General features: G+C 65.9%; 13 protein-coding genes. 9 read left to right on the plus strand and 4 right to left on the minus strand.

The genetic code is table 11. From position 1 onward, the window contains the following. Window positions 1-18 precede the first annotated feature (18 nt). Window positions 19-1,047 (minus strand): potassium channel family protein, encoded by a 1,029-nt coding sequence (locus CA236_RS03255; RefSeq protein WP_125944509.1) that lies wholly within the window; start codon window positions 1,045-1,047, stop codon window positions 19-21. A gap of 111 nt (window positions 1,048-1,158) precedes the next feature. On the opposite strand from CA236_RS03255, the gene CA236_RS03260 reads away from it, so the two are divergent. After that, a complete protein-coding gene (locus tag CA236_RS03260; RefSeq protein ID WP_125944510.1) occupies window positions 1,159-3,387 on the plus strand; it encodes a DPP IV N-terminal domain-containing protein in 2,229 nt (742 codons plus the stop codon). 67 nt (window positions 3,388-3,454) lie between these two features. Then, window positions 3,455-4,483, plus strand: coding sequence for an aspartate-semialdehyde dehydrogenase (locus tag CA236_RS03265; protein WP_125944511.1), 1,029 nt, complete (start codon window positions 3,455-3,457; stop codon window positions 4,481-4,483). Between the two features lie 89 nt (window positions 4,484-4,572). On the opposite strand, the gene CA236_RS03270 is transcribed toward CA236_RS03265, so the two are convergent. From CA236_RS03270 to CA236_RS03280, 3 genes are read right to left on the minus strand one after another with little or no spacing between them, the layout of a single operon-like run. Beyond that, complete coding sequence (locus CA236_RS03270; RefSeq protein ID WP_125944512.1) at window positions 4,573-6,360, minus strand: long-chain fatty acid--CoA ligase; 1,788 nt, start codon at window positions 6,358-6,360, stop codon at window positions 4,573-4,575. 39 nt (window positions 6,361-6,399) lie between these two features. Beyond that, entirely contained in the window at window positions 6,400-8,115 is a 1,716-nt protein-coding gene (locus CA236_RS03275) for a gamma-glutamyltransferase family protein (protein WP_241212512.1), read from the minus strand. A gap of 41 nt (window positions 8,116-8,156) precedes the next feature. Continuing rightward, window positions 8,157-9,185, minus strand: a complete 1,029-nt coding sequence (locus CA236_RS03280) for a quinone-dependent dihydroorotate dehydrogenase (RefSeq protein ID WP_125944513.1) — start codon at window positions 9,183-9,185, stop codon at window positions 8,157-8,159. Window positions 9,186-9,328: 143 nt separating this feature from the next. Between CA236_RS03280 and CA236_RS03285 the strand changes: the two genes are divergently transcribed. The 7 genes from CA236_RS03285 to CA236_RS03315 all read left to right on the plus strand — a co-directional run bounded on the left by CA236_RS03285 (window position 9,329) and on the right by CA236_RS03315 (window position 15,185). Then, window positions 9,329-9,796 carry an SUF system Fe-S cluster assembly regulator gene (locus CA236_RS03285; RefSeq protein WP_125944514.1) on the plus strand — a complete coding sequence of 156 codons (468 nt, stop codon included), beginning with the start codon at window positions 9,329-9,331 and terminating at the stop codon, window positions 9,794-9,796. 1 nt (window position 9,797) lies between these two features. Further along, entirely contained in the window at window positions 9,798-11,261 is a 1,464-nt protein-coding gene (sufB, locus tag CA236_RS03290; RefSeq protein ID WP_125944515.1) for a Fe-S cluster assembly protein SufB, read from the plus strand. A gap of 64 nt (window positions 11,262-11,325) precedes the next feature. Beyond that, entirely contained in the window at window positions 11,326-12,069 is a 744-nt protein-coding gene (sufC, locus tag CA236_RS03295) for a Fe-S cluster assembly ATPase SufC (RefSeq protein WP_125944598.1), read from the plus strand. Further along, window positions 12,066-13,145: a SufD family Fe-S cluster assembly protein gene (locus CA236_RS03300; protein ID WP_125944516.1), complete on the plus strand. Its 1,080-nt coding sequence runs from the start codon at window positions 12,066-12,068 to the stop codon at window positions 13,143-13,145. Before sufC ends, CA236_RS03300 begins: the two co-directional genes overlap by 4 nt. Continuing rightward, entirely contained in the window at window positions 13,142-14,365 is a 1,224-nt protein-coding gene (locus CA236_RS03305; RefSeq protein WP_241212499.1) for a cysteine desulfurase, read from the plus strand. The genes CA236_RS03300 and CA236_RS03305 overlap by 4 nt, the downstream gene beginning before the upstream one ends. After that, on the plus strand, window positions 14,362-14,832 hold the full coding sequence (locus CA236_RS03310; protein ID WP_125944517.1) for an SUF system Fe-S cluster assembly protein: 471 nt from the start codon (window positions 14,362-14,364) through the stop codon (window positions 14,830-14,832). The genes CA236_RS03305 and CA236_RS03310 overlap by 4 nt, the downstream gene beginning before the upstream one ends. Further along, complete coding sequence (locus CA236_RS03315; protein ID WP_046410255.1) at window positions 14,832-15,185, plus strand: iron-sulfur cluster assembly accessory protein; 354 nt, start codon at window positions 14,832-14,834, stop codon at window positions 15,183-15,185. Before CA236_RS03310 ends, CA236_RS03315 begins: the two co-directional genes overlap by 1 nt. The last annotated feature ends 25 nt before the right edge of the window (window positions 15,186-15,210 follow it).

A 15,210-nucleotide genomic window follows, 5' to 3' on the forward strand; every position in this document is an offset into this window, starting at 1 on the left:
AGGGCCGTGCGCTCTAACTCAGCTCTGCCCTGTTCCGCGAACGATCTCCACGATCCGGTCGCCAAGCTGTATGTTCTCCGCCTCGCGCTGGTCGAAACCGATGCATTCGCCCTTGCGGAACATGCGAACGCCAAGGCCGGTCGTGAGCGCGCTGAGCGGTCGTCCGACGTCCTCGGGCGTCGCATCCCGTTCGCGCAGCGCAACCCGGCCGTGCGCGGCGGCGAGATCGGTCAGATATTCCGCCACATGCGGCCCGTTGGTGGAGCCCGCGAGGAGCAGCCCGGCGAAGCTCGCCGGATTGATCACGACATCCGCGCCCGCCTGCCGCGCGAGCGGCTCATTGTCGTCGGACCGGACCACCGCGCTGATGCGCACATTTTCCGACAAACGGCGCGCGGTCAGCACGATCAGGATCGTGGTGTCGTCCCGCCCGGCTGAGACCATGAGGGTGGACGCCTGCGCCACGTGGGCGATTTCCAGCGTCTTGTCGCGGGTGGCATCACCATCAAGGACGACAGCGCCGCATTGTTCGGCATCGGCCAGCGCGCGCTCGTCACGGTCGATGACGACGATGTTCGCCGGATCGCATCCGCGCCGCTGCAGTTCGCGCAGCGCCTCCGTTCCGCTCGTGCCGTAGCCGGCGATGACGACATGGCCGGTGAGCCGGCGCTGGATGACCTTCATGCGCCACCGATACCATGTGCGCCGAAGAAGGAAGTCATAGGCCGTCCCCAGGAAGATCAACCAGACGAACAGGCGGATTGGCGTGACGACGAAGGTGTCGAACAGCCGAGCGCTGTTGGTCACCGGAACGATATCGCCATAGCCGACCGTCGTCACCGTGATCATGGTGAAATACAGAAGGTCGATGAAGCTGATGTGGCCGTCGATATTGTCGCGCAGCCCCTCGCGATCGAGCCAGTGGCCGACGAGTGCGATGCCGACGAGCAGAAACGCGAGCAGGATACGCAGGCCCAGGCTCGCCCAATCGGGCAGGCCGCTGCGTCGACGCAGGTGAAGCTCCTCGTCGCGATTCTTCAGACGCATGACATGGCTGTAGAGCAAGCGGCGGTGGCTTAGCCAGTGAGGGCGCTACGGACTTTGCGCTGCGCGGCGCGGGCGGCTAACCCGCTGGGAACAATCGAGCGGGAAGAATGAATGCGGATATGGATGGCGGCGGCCGGCGTGGGACTGGCGTTATATGCGGCGACCGCTGTGGGTGAGCCGGTGAAGAAGGGCATGCCGCTGACGTTGGAGCGAGTGTTTGCGAGCCCCGACCTGGGTGGCGGGCAACCGCAGGCGCTGCGCCTGTCGCCCGACGGTACGCTGCTGACGTCGGTGCGGCCCCGCGAGGATGAGCGAAACCGCTTCGACCTGTGGGCGATGGATACGCGCACGGGCCAGTGGCGGATGCTGGTCGATTCGAAGCGGATCGGCAGCGGCGCGGAATTGTCCGAGGCCGAGAAGATGCAGCGCGAGCGGGATCGCTCCAAGACGGGCAAGACCGGCATCCTCGATTACGGCTGGGCGCCCGACGGGAAGTCGATCCTGGTGCCGGTGGATGGCGAGCTGTTCGTCGCGACGCTGGACGGCAACGTGCGCAAGCTGGACGGATCCAAGGGGGCGCTGAACCCGGTCGTGTCGCCGCGGGGCGGTTTCGTCAGCTTCGTGCGTGACCAGAACCTGTGGGTCGGGGACGCGAATGGTGTTGCGCGCGCCATCACCACCGAGGGCGGCGGCACGGTTCACTTCGGTGAGGCGGAGTTCGTCGCGCAGGAGGAGATGCATCGTCGGACCGGCTATTGGTGGTCGCCCGATGATCGACTGATCGCGGTCGAGCGGTTCGACGAGGCACCGGTGCGCGTCTTCACCCGCGCCTCGATCGGCGCGACGGGGACCAGCATCTACGAACAGCGTTATCCCGCGGCCGGCACGCCAAACGTGCTGGTGGATCTGTTCATCATGAAGCCTGATGGTTCGGGGCAGGTGAAGGTGGATCTGGGGCCGGACCGCGACATCTACCTGGCGCGGGTCGACTGGACGCCGGACGGGTCGGCGCTGCTGGTCCAGCGCCAGTCGCGTGACCAAAGGACGCTGGACATGCTGGTGGTCGATCCCGCGACCGGCCAGTCGCGCTTGATGTTCACCGAGCGGTCGGGCGAGAAGAGTTGGGTCAATCTGTCCGATGCCTACCGCCCGCTGAAGGACGGCAGCCTCATCTGGCGCTCGGAACGGGACGGCTTCGGCCATCTGTACCGCTGGAAGGATGGCAAGTGGACCCAGCTGACCTCCGGCGACTGGGTGGTCGATGCGCTGGTGGCTATGGACGAGGCATCCGGTCGCCTTGTGTTCACCGGCAATCGCGACGGCGTGCTGGAACGGCATTTGTATTCGGTGAACATGACTGCGCCGGGTGCGATCATCCGGCTGACCGAGCCGGGCTGGACCCTGAGCGGCGCCACGGCCGACAGCACCGGCACGCGCTTCATCATCAGCCGCTCCAATCCCACGCAGCCGCGCCAGACGTATCTGGCGGACGCAAACGGCAAGCGGATCGCCTGGGTCAACGAGAATGCGGTGACGGGGGACCATCCCTATGCGCCGTATCTGCCGCTGCATCGTCCGACGCAGTTCGGCACGATCAAGGCCGATGACGGCACGACGCTGCACTGGCAGATGATCACCCCGGCGCTGCAAAAGGGGAAGCGCTATCCGGTCTTCTTCATGCATTATGGCGGACCGGGCAGCCAGGATGTCTCACGCGACTGGCCGGGCAACATGCCGCTGCGCCAGTTCCTGGTGCAGCAGGGCTGGATCGTGTTCCAGATCGACAATCGCGGCTCCGACAACCGCGGCAAGAAGTTCGAGGATGCGATCTGGCATGCGATGGGCAGCGTGGAGGTGGACGATCAGCTCGCCGGCGCGGCCTATCTGAAGACGCTGCCGTTTGTCGATCCGGCGAAGATCGCCATCTATGGCTGGTCCTACGGCGGCTATCTGACGCTGAAGATGATGCAGCAGCACCCTGGCGTGTTCGCGGCGGGCATTTCCGGTGCGCCGGTCACCGATTGGGCGTTGTATGACACGCATTATACCGAGCGCTATATGGGTGATCCGACGCGCGATGCGGCAGCCTATACCGCGGCGAGCGCCTTGCCTGACGCGACGCAGATCAGCGATCCGTTGCTGCTGATGCATGGTATGGCGGATGACAACGTCTTCCTCGACAACGCCACGGCGTTTGCGGCGAAGATGCAGGCGGCGAACCGCCCGTTCGAGATGATGCTGTATCCCGGCAAGGCGCATGGCGCGGCGCGGGAGATCCATCCCTGGACGATGATGCTCGACTTCCTTGATCGCCACGTGAAGAAAAGTGGCGTGAAGTAAAGCTTCGTTGGCACAATGTGTCGCGCGGGCGTAAGGCGCCCGCCGACGTGAATGAAGGACGGTTGTAATGGGTTACCGGGTGGTTGTTGCTGGGGCGACTGGCAATGTGGGACGAGAGATGGTCAACATCCTCGCCGACCGCGAGTTTCCGGCGGATGAGGTGGCGCTGCTGGCGTCATCGCGCTCCGTCGGCGAGCAGATCGAATTTGGCGACACCGGCAAGATGCTCAAGGTGCAGAACATCGAGCATTTCGATCCGACCGGCTGGGACATGGCGCTGTTCGCGATCGGCAGCGAGGCGACCGAGGTTTATGCCCCCAAATTCGCTGCGGCGGGCTGCACGGTGATCGACAATTCGTCGCTGTATCGGATGGACCCCGACGTGCCGTTAATCGTGCCGGAGGTGAACCCGGAGGCAATCGACGGCTATCGCGCGAAGAACATCATCGCCAACCCGAATTGCTCGACCGCGCAGATGGTCGTCGCGCTGAAGCCGCTGCACGATGCCGCGACGATCAAGCGCGTGGTGGTCGCGACCTACCAGTCGGTGTCGGGTGCGGGCAAGCAGGGCATGGACGAGCTGTTCGAGCAGAGCCGCAACATCTTCGTCGGGGACCAGGCGGAGCCCAAGAAGTTTACCAAGCAGATCGCCTTCAACGTCATTCCGCACATCGACAGCTTCCTTGAGGATGGCTCCACCAAGGAAGAGTGGAAGATGGTGGTCGAGACCAAGAAGATCATGGATCCGAAGATCAAGGTGACCGCCACCTGTGTGCGCGTGCCGGTGTTCGTCGGCCATTCGGAAGCGATCAACATCGAGTTCGAGAAGGAGCTGTCGGCCGAGGACGCGCAGCGCATCCTGCGCGAGGCGCCGGGCGTCATGCTCGTCGACAAGCGTGAGGACGGTGGATACGTCACCCCGATCGAATGCGTGGGTGAATATGCTACCTATATCAGTCGCGTGCGCGACGATTCCACGGTGGAAAATGGCCTGGCGCTGTGGTGCGTCAGCGACAACCTGCGCAAGGGCGCGGCGCTGAACGCGGTGCAGATCGCCGAGCTGCTCGGCCGGCGGCATTTGAAGAAGGCTGCCTGATCCGATTGGTTGCCCCGTTCCACGGGGCGGGGCGACCAATCAGCGCCCTGCTGCTCCGGCAGCCGGACAGCGGAGCGGCTCTTGCTTGATCAGCCCTTGTAAAGGGCGTCCAGCCGCTCGCCATAGACCTGACGCAGGATGTGGCGGCGGATCTTCAGGCTGGGCGTCAGCTGTTCGTTCTCGATGCTGAACGGCTCATCCGCGATGATGAAGCGCCGCACGCGTTCGATGACCGAAAGCTCCTTGTTGGTCCGCTCCACCGCTGCGCCGACGAGCGCGCGGAAGTCCGGATCCTTGGAGAGTGAGGGCAGGTTGCAACGCGTGTTGGTCGTCGCGCAGAATTCCTGCATCCATTCAGGATCTGGCACGATCACCGCCACCATGTGCGGCTTGCGATCGCCGGCGATCATCGCCTGCATGATCTCCGGCTGAAGGGTCAGCATCCCTTCGACCTTTTGCGGGGCGATATTGTCGCCCTTGTCGTTGATGATCAGGTCCTTCTTGCGGTCCGTGATCTTGATGCGCCCCGCTTCGTCGATGACGCCGATGTCACCGGTGTGCAGCCAGCCGTCCCGGAGCACCCGCTCGGTCTCGGTCGGGTTGCGCCAATAGCCGTGCATCACCAGTTCGCCGCGGACCAGGATCTCGCCGTCTTCGGCGATGCGCACTTCGGTATGGGGGAGGGGCGGGCCGACACTGTCGACCGTGACGCCCACCTTGGGCCGGTTGCAGGAGACGACCGGTCCTGCCTCCGTCTGGCCATAGCCTTGCAGGAAGGTGACGCCGAGCGACTGGAAGAAGATGCCGACCTCCGGCGTCAGGGGCGCGCCGCCCGAGACCATCGCCTTCATACGGCCGCCGAACTTGGCCGCAATGCGCGGCTTGAAGATGCGATCGACGATCAGCGCCGTCGGGCGATCGCGCAGCCGCAGGGTGCCCGCGGCGCGCCGCGCGCCGACCTTCAACGCAGCGTTCAGCAACCGCTGCGACATGCCGCCCTGCTTTTCGATGGCGCGGGTGATCCGGGCGCGCAGCACCTCGAACAATCGTGGCACGACGAACATGATCGTCGGGCTCACCTCCTCCATGTTGGCGGCAAGCTTCTCCAGGCTTTCGGCGTAATAGATCTGGCCGCCCATCGCGATCGGCAGCATCTGCCCGCCGGTATGCTCATAGGCGTGGCTGAGCGGCAGGAACGACAGGAACACCTCGTCGCCCCAGCCGAGATCCTCCGAGATGACATCAGCGCAACCGGCGATGTTGTGCAGGATCGCGCCGTGATGCTGCATCACGCCGCGCGGGGCGCCGCCGGTGCCCGAGGTGTAGATGATGCAGGCGGTGTCGGCGCGGGTGAAGTTCGCCTGCGCTGCGACGATGTCGGGATCCGCGCGATGCTCCTCGATCAGGTCCGCCCAGTGGCAACTGCGGACGCCCAGCGGGCGCGGGCGCAGATGGTCCAGCGCGATGACGGTTTCGACATGGGTGGTGCGCAGCACCGCCTTTAACAGGGTGTCGGCGAGCTTCTGGTTCGACACGATCACGGCGCGTGCGCCGGAATTCTCGATCACATGGGCATGATCGCGTTCGGTGTTGGTCGTGTAGGTGGGCACGGTGATGCAGCCGGCGGCCATGATGCCGAGATCGCTGATGCACCATTCCGGCCGGTTCTCGCTGACCAGCATCACGCGCTCACCCGGCTTCAAGCCTAGCGACCTGAGTGCGGTCGCAAGGCTGGCGACCTGTTCGGCCGCCTGCCTCCACGAGATCGCCTGCCAGCTGCCGCTGTGCTTTGCCCAGAGAAAGGGGGCGTCGCCTAGCTCGGCGGCGCGCGTGAAGAACATCGTGACGAGATTGGGGAAATGCTCAAGCTGGCGCATTGGGATCCTCTTCCTCGCCGTTCCTTACGCCCCCGCTAGCTATTCGCTAAGCGCATTGCCAACCCCGCGCGGATCGGCCGCGCCGACCCAGCCGGACGCCGTCCTTTCCGCGGCATTGGCTTTCAGCCCCAGGCGGGCGACCGACACCTTGTGGCCCTTAGCCTCCAGCGCCGGCTTCATCGGCGCGAGAATTGTGCCCTGTTCGAGCACGATGCCGTCATTGTTGAAGAAAACGAGGCCCAGGCCCAGCGCATCGCGCACCGGCAGTTTCCAGTCGAAATGCGCGATGATCGCCTTGGCGACCTGCATGATGATCGTCTTGCCGCCGGCGGCGCCGACGGTGAACACGGGCGCGCCGCTCTGGTCATAGACGATCGTCGGCGACATGGACGACAGCGGCCGCTTGCCGGGTTCCACGCGGTTGGCGACGGGTGCGCCGTCCTTTTCGGGCGCGAGACTGAAGTCGGTAAGCTCGTTGTTCAGAACGAAGCCGTTCGCCATCAGCTGACTGCCAAAAGGCATTTCGATCGTCGAGGTCATCGTCGCGACATCGCCCTTGCCGTCGACGGCGATGAAATGGGTCGTGCCATGTTCGTTGGGCTGGCTGCCCAGGGTCCGCGGCTGGGCACCCGGCGGCGTGCCCGGCTCGTAGCGGCCGAGCGCGCGCGCCGGCGAGATCAACCCGGAACGCTGTGCGATATAGCCTTTGTCGATCAGGCCAGCGACCGGCACGTCGACGAAGTCGGCGTCGCCGAGGTATTTCTCACGATCCGCATAGGCGAGCTGCATCGCCTCAGCGATCAGGTGCCAGGATTCGGGCGAATCCTTGCCCAGCTTCGCCAGATCGAAGCGTTCCAGCATGCCCAGGATCTGAAGCACCGTGGTGGCGCCCGACGAGGGTGGGCCCATGCCGCACACCTTGTAGCTGCGATAGGTGCCGCACACCGGGGCGCGTTCCTTTGCCTCATAGGCGGTAAGATCGGCGGCAGTCATGTCGCCGGGCGCGACCTTCGAGGTGGTCACCGCGGTCAGCAGCGCCTTGGCATTCTCGCCAGTGTAGAAGGCGTCGGGGCCTTCCGCCGCGATTTTTCGCAGCAGCTTGGCGAGCGTCGGATTCTTGATCGTCTCGCCCTCCGCTAGCGGCTTGCCGTTGCGCGAATACATGGCGGCGATCTGCGGGAAGCGGCCGGTTGAATCAGCGACGCCGGTGGAGGTGCCACCCTCCGGCCCGGCAACAGCGGTGCTGCCACCACTCCACATCGGCGTGAGATTGGTGCTGGCGGCAGCCATCGGGCGGGTCACGGTATAGCCGTTCTCGGCGAGCCGGATCGCCGGTGCGAACAGCGCCTTCCACGGCAGCTTGCCCCATTTCTTGCTGGCGAGCGCCGCCAGGCGAATGTTGCCGGGCACGCCCACGGACTTACCGCCCGGGAATGCCTGAACGAAGGGGATCGGCTTGCCGTCGGAACCGAGGAACCGATCGGGCGTGGCGGCCATCGGCGCCTTTTCGCGTCCGTCGATCGTCTCCAGTGGGCCCTTGGCCGATTGGTGCAGCAGGAAGCCACCGCCGCCGATACCGCTCGACTGCGGCTCAACGACGGTCAGCGCGAGCATCATGGCGAGGGCAGCATCAGAGGCCGAGCCACCGGCCCGCAGGATCTCCCTTCCGGCTTCGGTCGCACGGGGATCGGCGGAGGTCACCATTCCTTGGGCAAGCGCGGGAACGGGAGCGATCAGCGCAGCAAGCGCCAGCATTTTCTTCATGGCGCGCGACCCTATCGGCGGCGGCGGCGGCGTCAACCGGCGCCGACAGCCTCGGTTATCGAGCCATAGCCATCGCGCCCGAGCAGCGCGGCGAGGTCTTTGAGGATGCGCACCAGCAGGCCGGGACCGGCATAGACCATCGCGCTGTAGAGCTGCACCAGGCTGGCGCCGGCGCGGATCCGGGCATAGGCCTCGGCCCCGCTGCCGATGCCACCGACGGCGATGAGCGGGATGGCGCCGCCGGTGGCGGTGCGGAACTCGGCGAGCTTCTGACGGGCGAGCGCGGCCAGTGGAGCGCCCGACAGGCCGCCCGCTTCCCCGGCGTTCGGCGAGACCAGCGCGGGGCGAGAGATAGTGGTGTTGCCGATGATGAGCGCATCGAGCCGGTGGTCGATGACCGCGGCGGCAATATCGTCGATCGCGGCATGGTCGAGATCAGGCGCGACCTTGAGGAAGAGGGGGAGAGTGCCGGCGGCGGCGCGGGTCGCGGCGAGGAGGTCGCGCAGCGCGCTGCCATGCTGGAGATCGCGCAGCCCGGGGGTGTTGGGCGAACTGACGTTGATCGTGACATAATCGGCAACGCGCGCCGCGGCCGAGACGCCGGCCACATAATCGGCGACGCGATCCGCAGCGTCCTTGTTGGCGCCGACATTGAGGCCGAGCACGCCAGCACGCTGCGCCGGCAAGCGCTTCAGCGCGGCATCGAGCCCGCCGTTGTTGAAACCCATTCGGTTGATCACGGCCTCATCCTCCACCAGGCGGAAGAGGCGGGGCTTTGGGTTGCCGGGCTGGGGCAGAGGGGTGAGCGTGCCGACCTCGACCGCGCCGAAGCCGAGCGCGTGGAGCCCCGTCACCGCCTCGCCATCCTTGTCCACGCCGGCCGCGAGGCCGAGCGGGTTGGCGAAATCCAGCCCCGCCACGCGGGTCGCCAGCCTATTATCGGATACGGATCGGCCGCCGGGCGCGCCCAGCCGGCCCCACAGCGCGAGAGACCGTATGGTCAGGCGATGGGCGCGTTCGGCGTCGAGGGCGAACAGGGCGGGGCGCATCGGAAAGCTCATGGCCGGGCGGTGCCCCCGAACCACCCGCGAGATCAAGGGCGTGAATGCTCTTCGCGGGTGCAAAATCGCCGGTTGATTTCCGCGTCACGGAAGCCCATCTGGCAATCAGAACGATTTAGTCTGATTTGAGAACCGCTCGCAATATGCGTCTGTCCAGCCTTGCCGATTATGCTGTCGTCATGATGACGGCTGCGGCGCGCCATTGCGGCGGGCTGGCGCGCGTCAATGCGACCAGCCTGGCGCAGGAGACGGGCGTGCCGCTGCCGACCGCGCAGAAGCTGGTGAGCCGGCTCTCGTCCGCCGGACTGATTGAAAGCACGCGCGGCACGGGTGGCGGCTTCCGCCTGTCGCGGCCCCCGGCGGCGATCACGCTGGCCGATATCATCGAGGCGGTGGAGGGGCCGATCGCGCTCACCACCTGCGTCGATACGGCGCAGCATGATTGCGTGCTCGACGGCAGTTGCCGCGTGAAGCCGCATTGGGCGGTTGTGAACAATGCGGTGCGTGGCGCGCTTGCCGGCATCACGCTCACCCAGCTTGCCGCCACTACTCCGATCGTCACCGGCGCTGCCGGCGGACGCGCAATGACCGACATGAAAGTGGACGCCTGACATGGCCACCAAGAACGCCGAGGCGCTCGCCGCGGTATCCAAGAAGTACGAATGGGGCTTCGCCACCGAGGTGGAGCAGGATTTCGCGCCCAAGGGGCTGAACGAAGACACCGTTCGCTATATCTCCGCCAAGAAGGGCGAGCCCGAGTGGATGCTCCACTGGCGGCTGAAGGCATTCCGCAAATGGCTGACGATGGAATCGCCGGATTGGGCAAAGCTCAACATCCCGCCGATCGACTATCAGGACGCCTATTATTACGCGGAGCCCAAGCAGAAGAAGACGATTGCGTCTTTGGACGAGCTCGATCCGGAAATCCGCCGCACCTATGAGAAGCTGGGCATCCCGATCGCCGAGCAGGAAGTGCTCGCCGGGGTCGAGGGCGCGCGCAAGGTCGCGGTCGACGCGGTGTTCGACAGCGTCTCCGTCGCGACCACGTTTCGCGAGGAGCTGAAGGCGGCGGGCGTCATCTTCCTGTCGATTTCGGAAGCGATCCGCGAATATCCCGAGCTGGTGAAGAAGTGGCTGGGCAAGGTCGTGCCGCAGCATGACAATTACTTCGCGACACTGAACAGCGCGGTCTTTTCCGACGGGACGTTCGTGTACATTCCGGAGGGCGTGCGCTGCCCGATGGAGCTCAGCACCTATTTCCGCATCAATGCCGAGAATACCGGCCAGTTCGAGCGCACGCTGATCGTCGCCGACAAGGGCGCGTACGTGTCGTACCTCGAAGGTTGCACGGCCCCGATGCGCGACGAGAACCAGCTGCACGCCGCGGTGGTCGAACTGGTCGCGCTGGATGATGCCGAGATCAAATATTCGACGGTGCAGAACTGGTACCCGGGCGACGAGAATGGCCTTGGCGGTATCTACAATTTCGTCACCAAGCGCGCGCTGTGCCAAGGCAAGAACAGCAAGGTCAGCTGGACCCAGGTCGAAACGGGAAGCGCGGTGACGTGGAAATACCCGAGCTGCGTGCTGCTGGGCGATGGCAGCGTCGGCGAGTTCTACTCTGTCGCGGTGACCAACAATCGCCAGCAGGCGGACACCGGCACCAAGATGATCCACCTCGGCAAGGACACCCGGTCGACCATCGTCTCGAAGGGGATCAGCGCGGGGCGTTCGGACAACACCTATCGCGGGCTGGTGCGCGTCGCGCCGACCGCGGAGGGCGTGCGCAACTTCACCCAGTGCGACAGCCTGCTGCTGGGCGACCAGTGCGGCGCGCACACCGTGCCTTATATCGAGGTGCGCAACCCTAGCGCGCAGATCGAGCATGAGGCGACGACGTCGAAGATCAGCGAGGACCAGCTGTTCTATGCGATGAGCCGCGGCCTGGATCAGGAAGCCGCCGTGGCGCTGATCGTCAACGGCTTCGCGCGCGAGGTGCTTCAGCAGCTGCCGATGGAATTCGCCGTCGAGGCGCAGAAGCTGCTCGGCATCAGTCTCGAGGGCTCGGTCGGATGACTGGCGCTTCCGTCACTCACCTTTTCGGGTCGGCCGCTCCGACCGCCTTCATTTCGGAATGACCATGCTCAGAATCGAAAACCTCCACGCCGAGATCGACGGCAAGCCGATCCTCAAGGGACTCAACCTCTCCGTGAATGCGGGTGAAATCCACGCGATCATGGGGCCGAACGGCGCGGGCAAATCGACGCTCGGTTATGTTCTGGGCGGTCGGCCAGGCTATGAAGTGACCGAGGGCAGCGTGACCTTTGACGGGATCGACCTGCTCGAACTGGAGCCGCATGAGCGCGCCGCGGCGGGGCTGTTCCTCGGCTTTCAGTATCCGGTCGAGATCCCGGGCGTGTCGAACGTCCAGTTCCTGCGCGAGAGCCTGAACGCCCAGCGCGCCGGCCGGAATGAGAAGCCGCTGTCGGGCGGCGAGTTCCTGAAGCTGGCGCGGGCGCAGGCCGATGCGCTCGGCCTCGACCAGGAGATGCTGAAGCGTCCGGTCAACGTCGGCTTCTCGGGCGGTGAGAAGAAGCGCAACGAGATGGTGCAGATGGGCATCATCGATCCCAAGTTCGCGATCCTCGACGAGACCGACAGCGGCCTCGACATCGACGCGCTGCGGATCGTGGGCGACGGCATCAACCGCATCATGCGCAAGCCCGAAAAGGCCGTGCTGCTGATCACCCATTATCAGCGCCTCCTCGATTACGTGAAGCCGGACTTCGTTCACGTCCTTGCCGATGGTCGCATCACCCGTTCGGGCGGCGCGAAGCTCGCGCATCAGCTCGAGCGTGAGGGTTATGCGGAGATCGCGGCGTGAGCGACGCCGTGCTTGATCTGCCCTCGGCCCGAGAAGAGGCGTGGCGCTGGGCCGACCTCGGCGGGCTGGCGGCGGCAGCGGCGCTGGCACCGATCGCGGCGCCGGAGGCCGATTTCCTCGATCTGCCGGGCGCGAAGCTGCTGTTCGTTGACGGCGTGCTCGATGAGGGGCGCAGCGACCTTCATCGCGTGGCGATCGGCGCGCTGACTGCCGACGATCACCCGCTGGGTCGTCGCGCCAACGGCACCGGTTGGTCGCTCCGCCTCGATGCGCAGGCGGCTGCCGATCCGGTGCAGATCGTCCATGTCGCCACCGGGCAGCAGAATCATGTGCCGGCCGAGATCATCCTCGCCGATGACGCGGCGGCCGAGGTGGTGGAGACGTTCGTTGGTGCGGGCTGGCAGAACCGCTTCACCCGCACACGGCTGGGCAAGGGCGCGCGGCTGATGCGATCGGTGCGGCTGCTTCAGCCGGCGGGCTTCGTGTCGCTGCGCGAGGCGGCGGAGATCGGTGAGGCGGCGAGCCTCGTCACCGTGTTCCTCGGCGCTGGCGGGCAGGGCAGCCGGATCGACGCGCAGCTGACCATGGCGGGCGATGGTGCCTTCGCCGAATATGGCGGCGCGCTGCTGACCTCGGCCGATCAGAAGCAGGAATGTGCGGTGCGCGTGAACCATGCGCATCCCAATGGCTCGTCGCGCCAGGTGTGGCGTGCGGTGGCGGCGGATCGATCGCAGGTGAGCCTGGCGGCGGCGGTCGAGGTGGCGCGTCATGCGCAGAAGACCGACGGCGAGCAGAGCCTGCGCGGCCTGCTGCTCGATCGCACCGCCACGGTGAACCTGAAGCCCGAGCTGGAGATTTTCGCCGGCGATGTGAAGTGCGCACATGGCGCCACGGTGGGCGAGCTCGATGCGCGCGCGCTGTTCTATATGCAAAGCCGCGGCATTCCGCGGGCGCGTGCCGACGCGATCCTGACGCGGGCGTTTGTGGCCGATGCGCTGGAGCGGATCGGCGACGAGACGGTGCGCGCGGCGTTCGAGGCGGATGCCGATGCGTGGCTCGAGGCGGCGCTTCAGTGACCCGGGCGGACACCATCCTCGACGCTGCCCGTCCGCTCGACGTGCTGGCCGACTTTCCGGCGGTCCCCGCGGGCTGGGCGTATCTCGATACGGCCGCGACGGCGCAGAAGCCGCGGCCGGTGATCGATGCGATCACGCGCGGCTATGACACGACCTATGCGACGGTTCACCGCGGCGTGTACCAGCGCTCGGCGGACATGACGCTCGCTTATGAGGCGGCGCGGCGGCGCGTGGCGGCCTTCATCGGCGGCGCGGAAGAGGAAGTGGCGTTCGTTCGCGGCGCGACGGAGGCGATCAACCTCGTCGCGCAATGCTGGGCCGGGACACAGTTGAAGGCGGGCGACCGCATCCTGCTGTCGGCGCTGGAGCATCATTCCAACATCGTGCCGTGGCAGATGGTCGCCGAGCGGGTCGGCGCGGCGATCGACGTGGTGCCGCTGACCGCGGACCATCGCATCGACCTCGACGCGATGGCGGCGATGCTGACGCCGGCGCACAAGCTGGTCGCGCTGGGCCATGTGTCGAATGTGCTGGGATCGGTGCTGGATGCGAAGCGTGCCGCGGCGCTGGCGCATGGTGTTGGCGCGAAGATCCTGATCGACGGGTGCCAGGCGGTGCCGCGGCTGCCGGTCGACGTCGCTGAGCTCGATTGCGATTTCTACGTCTTCTCGGCGCACAAGCTGTACGGGCCGACCGGGCTTGGCGTGTTGTGGGGCCGGGCGGAACTGCTCGACGCGATGCCGCCTTATCAGGGGGGCGGGTCGATGATCGACCGCGTGACCTTCGCGAAGACGACCTATGCCCCGCCGCCGACGCGGTTCGAGGCCGGGACGCCGCATATCGTGGGTGTGCTGGGGCTTCATGCCGCGATCGACTATGTCGAGGGCATCGGGCTTGACCGCATCCATGCGCATGAGACCGCTTTGGTGCGCCAGACGCGCGAGGCGCTGTCGGCGATCAATTCGGTGCGGCTGTTCGGGCCGGAGGATAGCGCCGGGATCGTCTCCTTCGCGATGGAGGGGGTGCATCCGCATGACATCGGCACCATCTTGGACGAGGCGAAGGTCGCGATCCGCGCCGGCCATCATTGTGCGCAGCCGCTGATGGAGACGCTGGGCGTCGAGGCGACCGCCCGGGCGAGCTTCGGTGTCTATAACGGCCCGGCCGACGTCGAGGCGCTGGCCAGGGGCATAGAAAGAGTAACGAGGATTTTCGGATGAGCGAGCCGATCCGGATCGAGGAAGTGGAAGCCGAGACGAAGCCGCCCCGCGCGCGCGTCGAGGATGCGGTGGAAACGCCGGTGGAGACGGGTGGTCGCCAGCGCGACTATCTCGACGGGTTCCTTGCGCAAAAGCCGCAGGGTGACGCGGGACATGAACCGGGCGGCGCATTGTATGAGGCGATCATCGATGCGCTGAAGGAAATCTACGATCCCGAGATCCCGGTGAACATCTATGAGCTGGGCCTCATCTACAATGTCGAGGTGACCGATGGCGGGCATGCCGTGGTCACCATGACGCTGACGACGCCGCATTGCCCGGTCGCCGAATCGATGCCGGCCGAGGTCGAGCTGCGCGTCGGATCGGTGCCGGGCGTGTCGATCGTCGACGTGAACCTCGTCTGGGATCCGCCGTGGGACCCGGCCAAGATGTCCGACGAGGCACGGCTCGAACTGGGGATGTTGTGATGGCGACGGCTGTTCGTGAGCGCCCCGCGGCGCTGATCCTGACCGACACGGCGAAGGCGCGGGTCGCCTCGCTGATGGCCAAGGCGCCGGAGGGAGCGATCGGCGTGAAGCTGTCGACACCGCGGCGCGGCTGTTCCGGCCTTGCCTATTCGGTTGATTATGTGACTGAAGCCAAGCCGTTCGACGAGAAGATCGAGACGCCCGGCGGCACGCTGTATGTCGATGGCGGATCGATCCTGTATCTCATCGGATCGACGATGGACTGGGTCGAGGACGATTTCACCGCGGGCTTCGTGTTCAACAACCCCAATGCGAAGGGCGCCTGCGGGTGCGGCGAGAGCTTCACCGTCTGATGTGAGACAAGCTGCACTGCAGCAT

It is taken from the genome of Sphingomonas sp. ABOLG, assembly GCF_003950435.1.
In the GTDB taxonomy this organism is placed as follows: Bacteria; Pseudomonadota; Alphaproteobacteria; order Sphingomonadales; family Sphingomonadaceae; genus Sphingomonas; species Sphingomonas panaciterrae.

What these genes read in the sequence shown, in the direction of transcription:
- CA236_RS03315 (WP_046410255.1), top strand. Translation starts at nt 14,832, where the DNA reads ATGGCGACGGCTGTTCGTGAGCGCCCCGCGGCGCTGATCCTGACCGAC.
- CA236_RS03255 (WP_125944509.1), bottom strand. Translation starts at nt 1,047, where the DNA reads ATGCGTCTGAAGAATCGCGACGAGGAGCTTCACCTGCGTCGACGCAGC.
- CA236_RS03285 (WP_125944514.1), top strand. Translation starts at nt 9,329, where the DNA reads ATGCGTCTGTCCAGCCTTGCCGATTATGCTGTCGTCATGATGACGGCT.
- CA236_RS03270 (WP_125944512.1), bottom strand. Translation starts at nt 6,360, where the DNA reads ATGCGCCAGCTTGAGCATTTCCCCAATCTCGTCACGATGTTCTTCACG.
- CA236_RS03275 (WP_241212512.1), bottom strand. Translation starts at nt 8,115, where the DNA reads ATGCTGGCGCTTGCTGCGCTGATCGCTCCCGTTCCCGCGCTTGCCCAA.
- CA236_RS03265 (WP_125944511.1), top strand. Translation starts at nt 3,455, where the DNA reads ATGGGTTACCGGGTGGTTGTTGCTGGGGCGACTGGCAATGTGGGACGA.
- CA236_RS03310 (WP_125944517.1), top strand. Translation starts at nt 14,362, where the DNA reads ATGAGCGAGCCGATCCGGATCGAGGAAGTGGAAGCCGAGACGAAGCCG.
- CA236_RS03260 (WP_125944510.1), top strand. Translation starts at nt 1,159, where the DNA reads ATGCGGATATGGATGGCGGCGGCCGGCGTGGGACTGGCGTTATATGCG.
- CA236_RS03280 (WP_125944513.1), bottom strand. Translation starts at nt 9,185, where the DNA reads ATGAGCTTTCCGATGCGCCCCGCCCTGTTCGCCCTCGACGCCGAACGC.
- sufC (WP_125944598.1), top strand. Translation starts at nt 11,326, where the DNA reads ATGCTCAGAATCGAAAACCTCCACGCCGAGATCGACGGCAAGCCGATC.
- sufB (WP_125944515.1), top strand. Translation starts at nt 9,798, where the DNA reads ATGGCCACCAAGAACGCCGAGGCGCTCGCCGCGGTATCCAAGAAGTAC.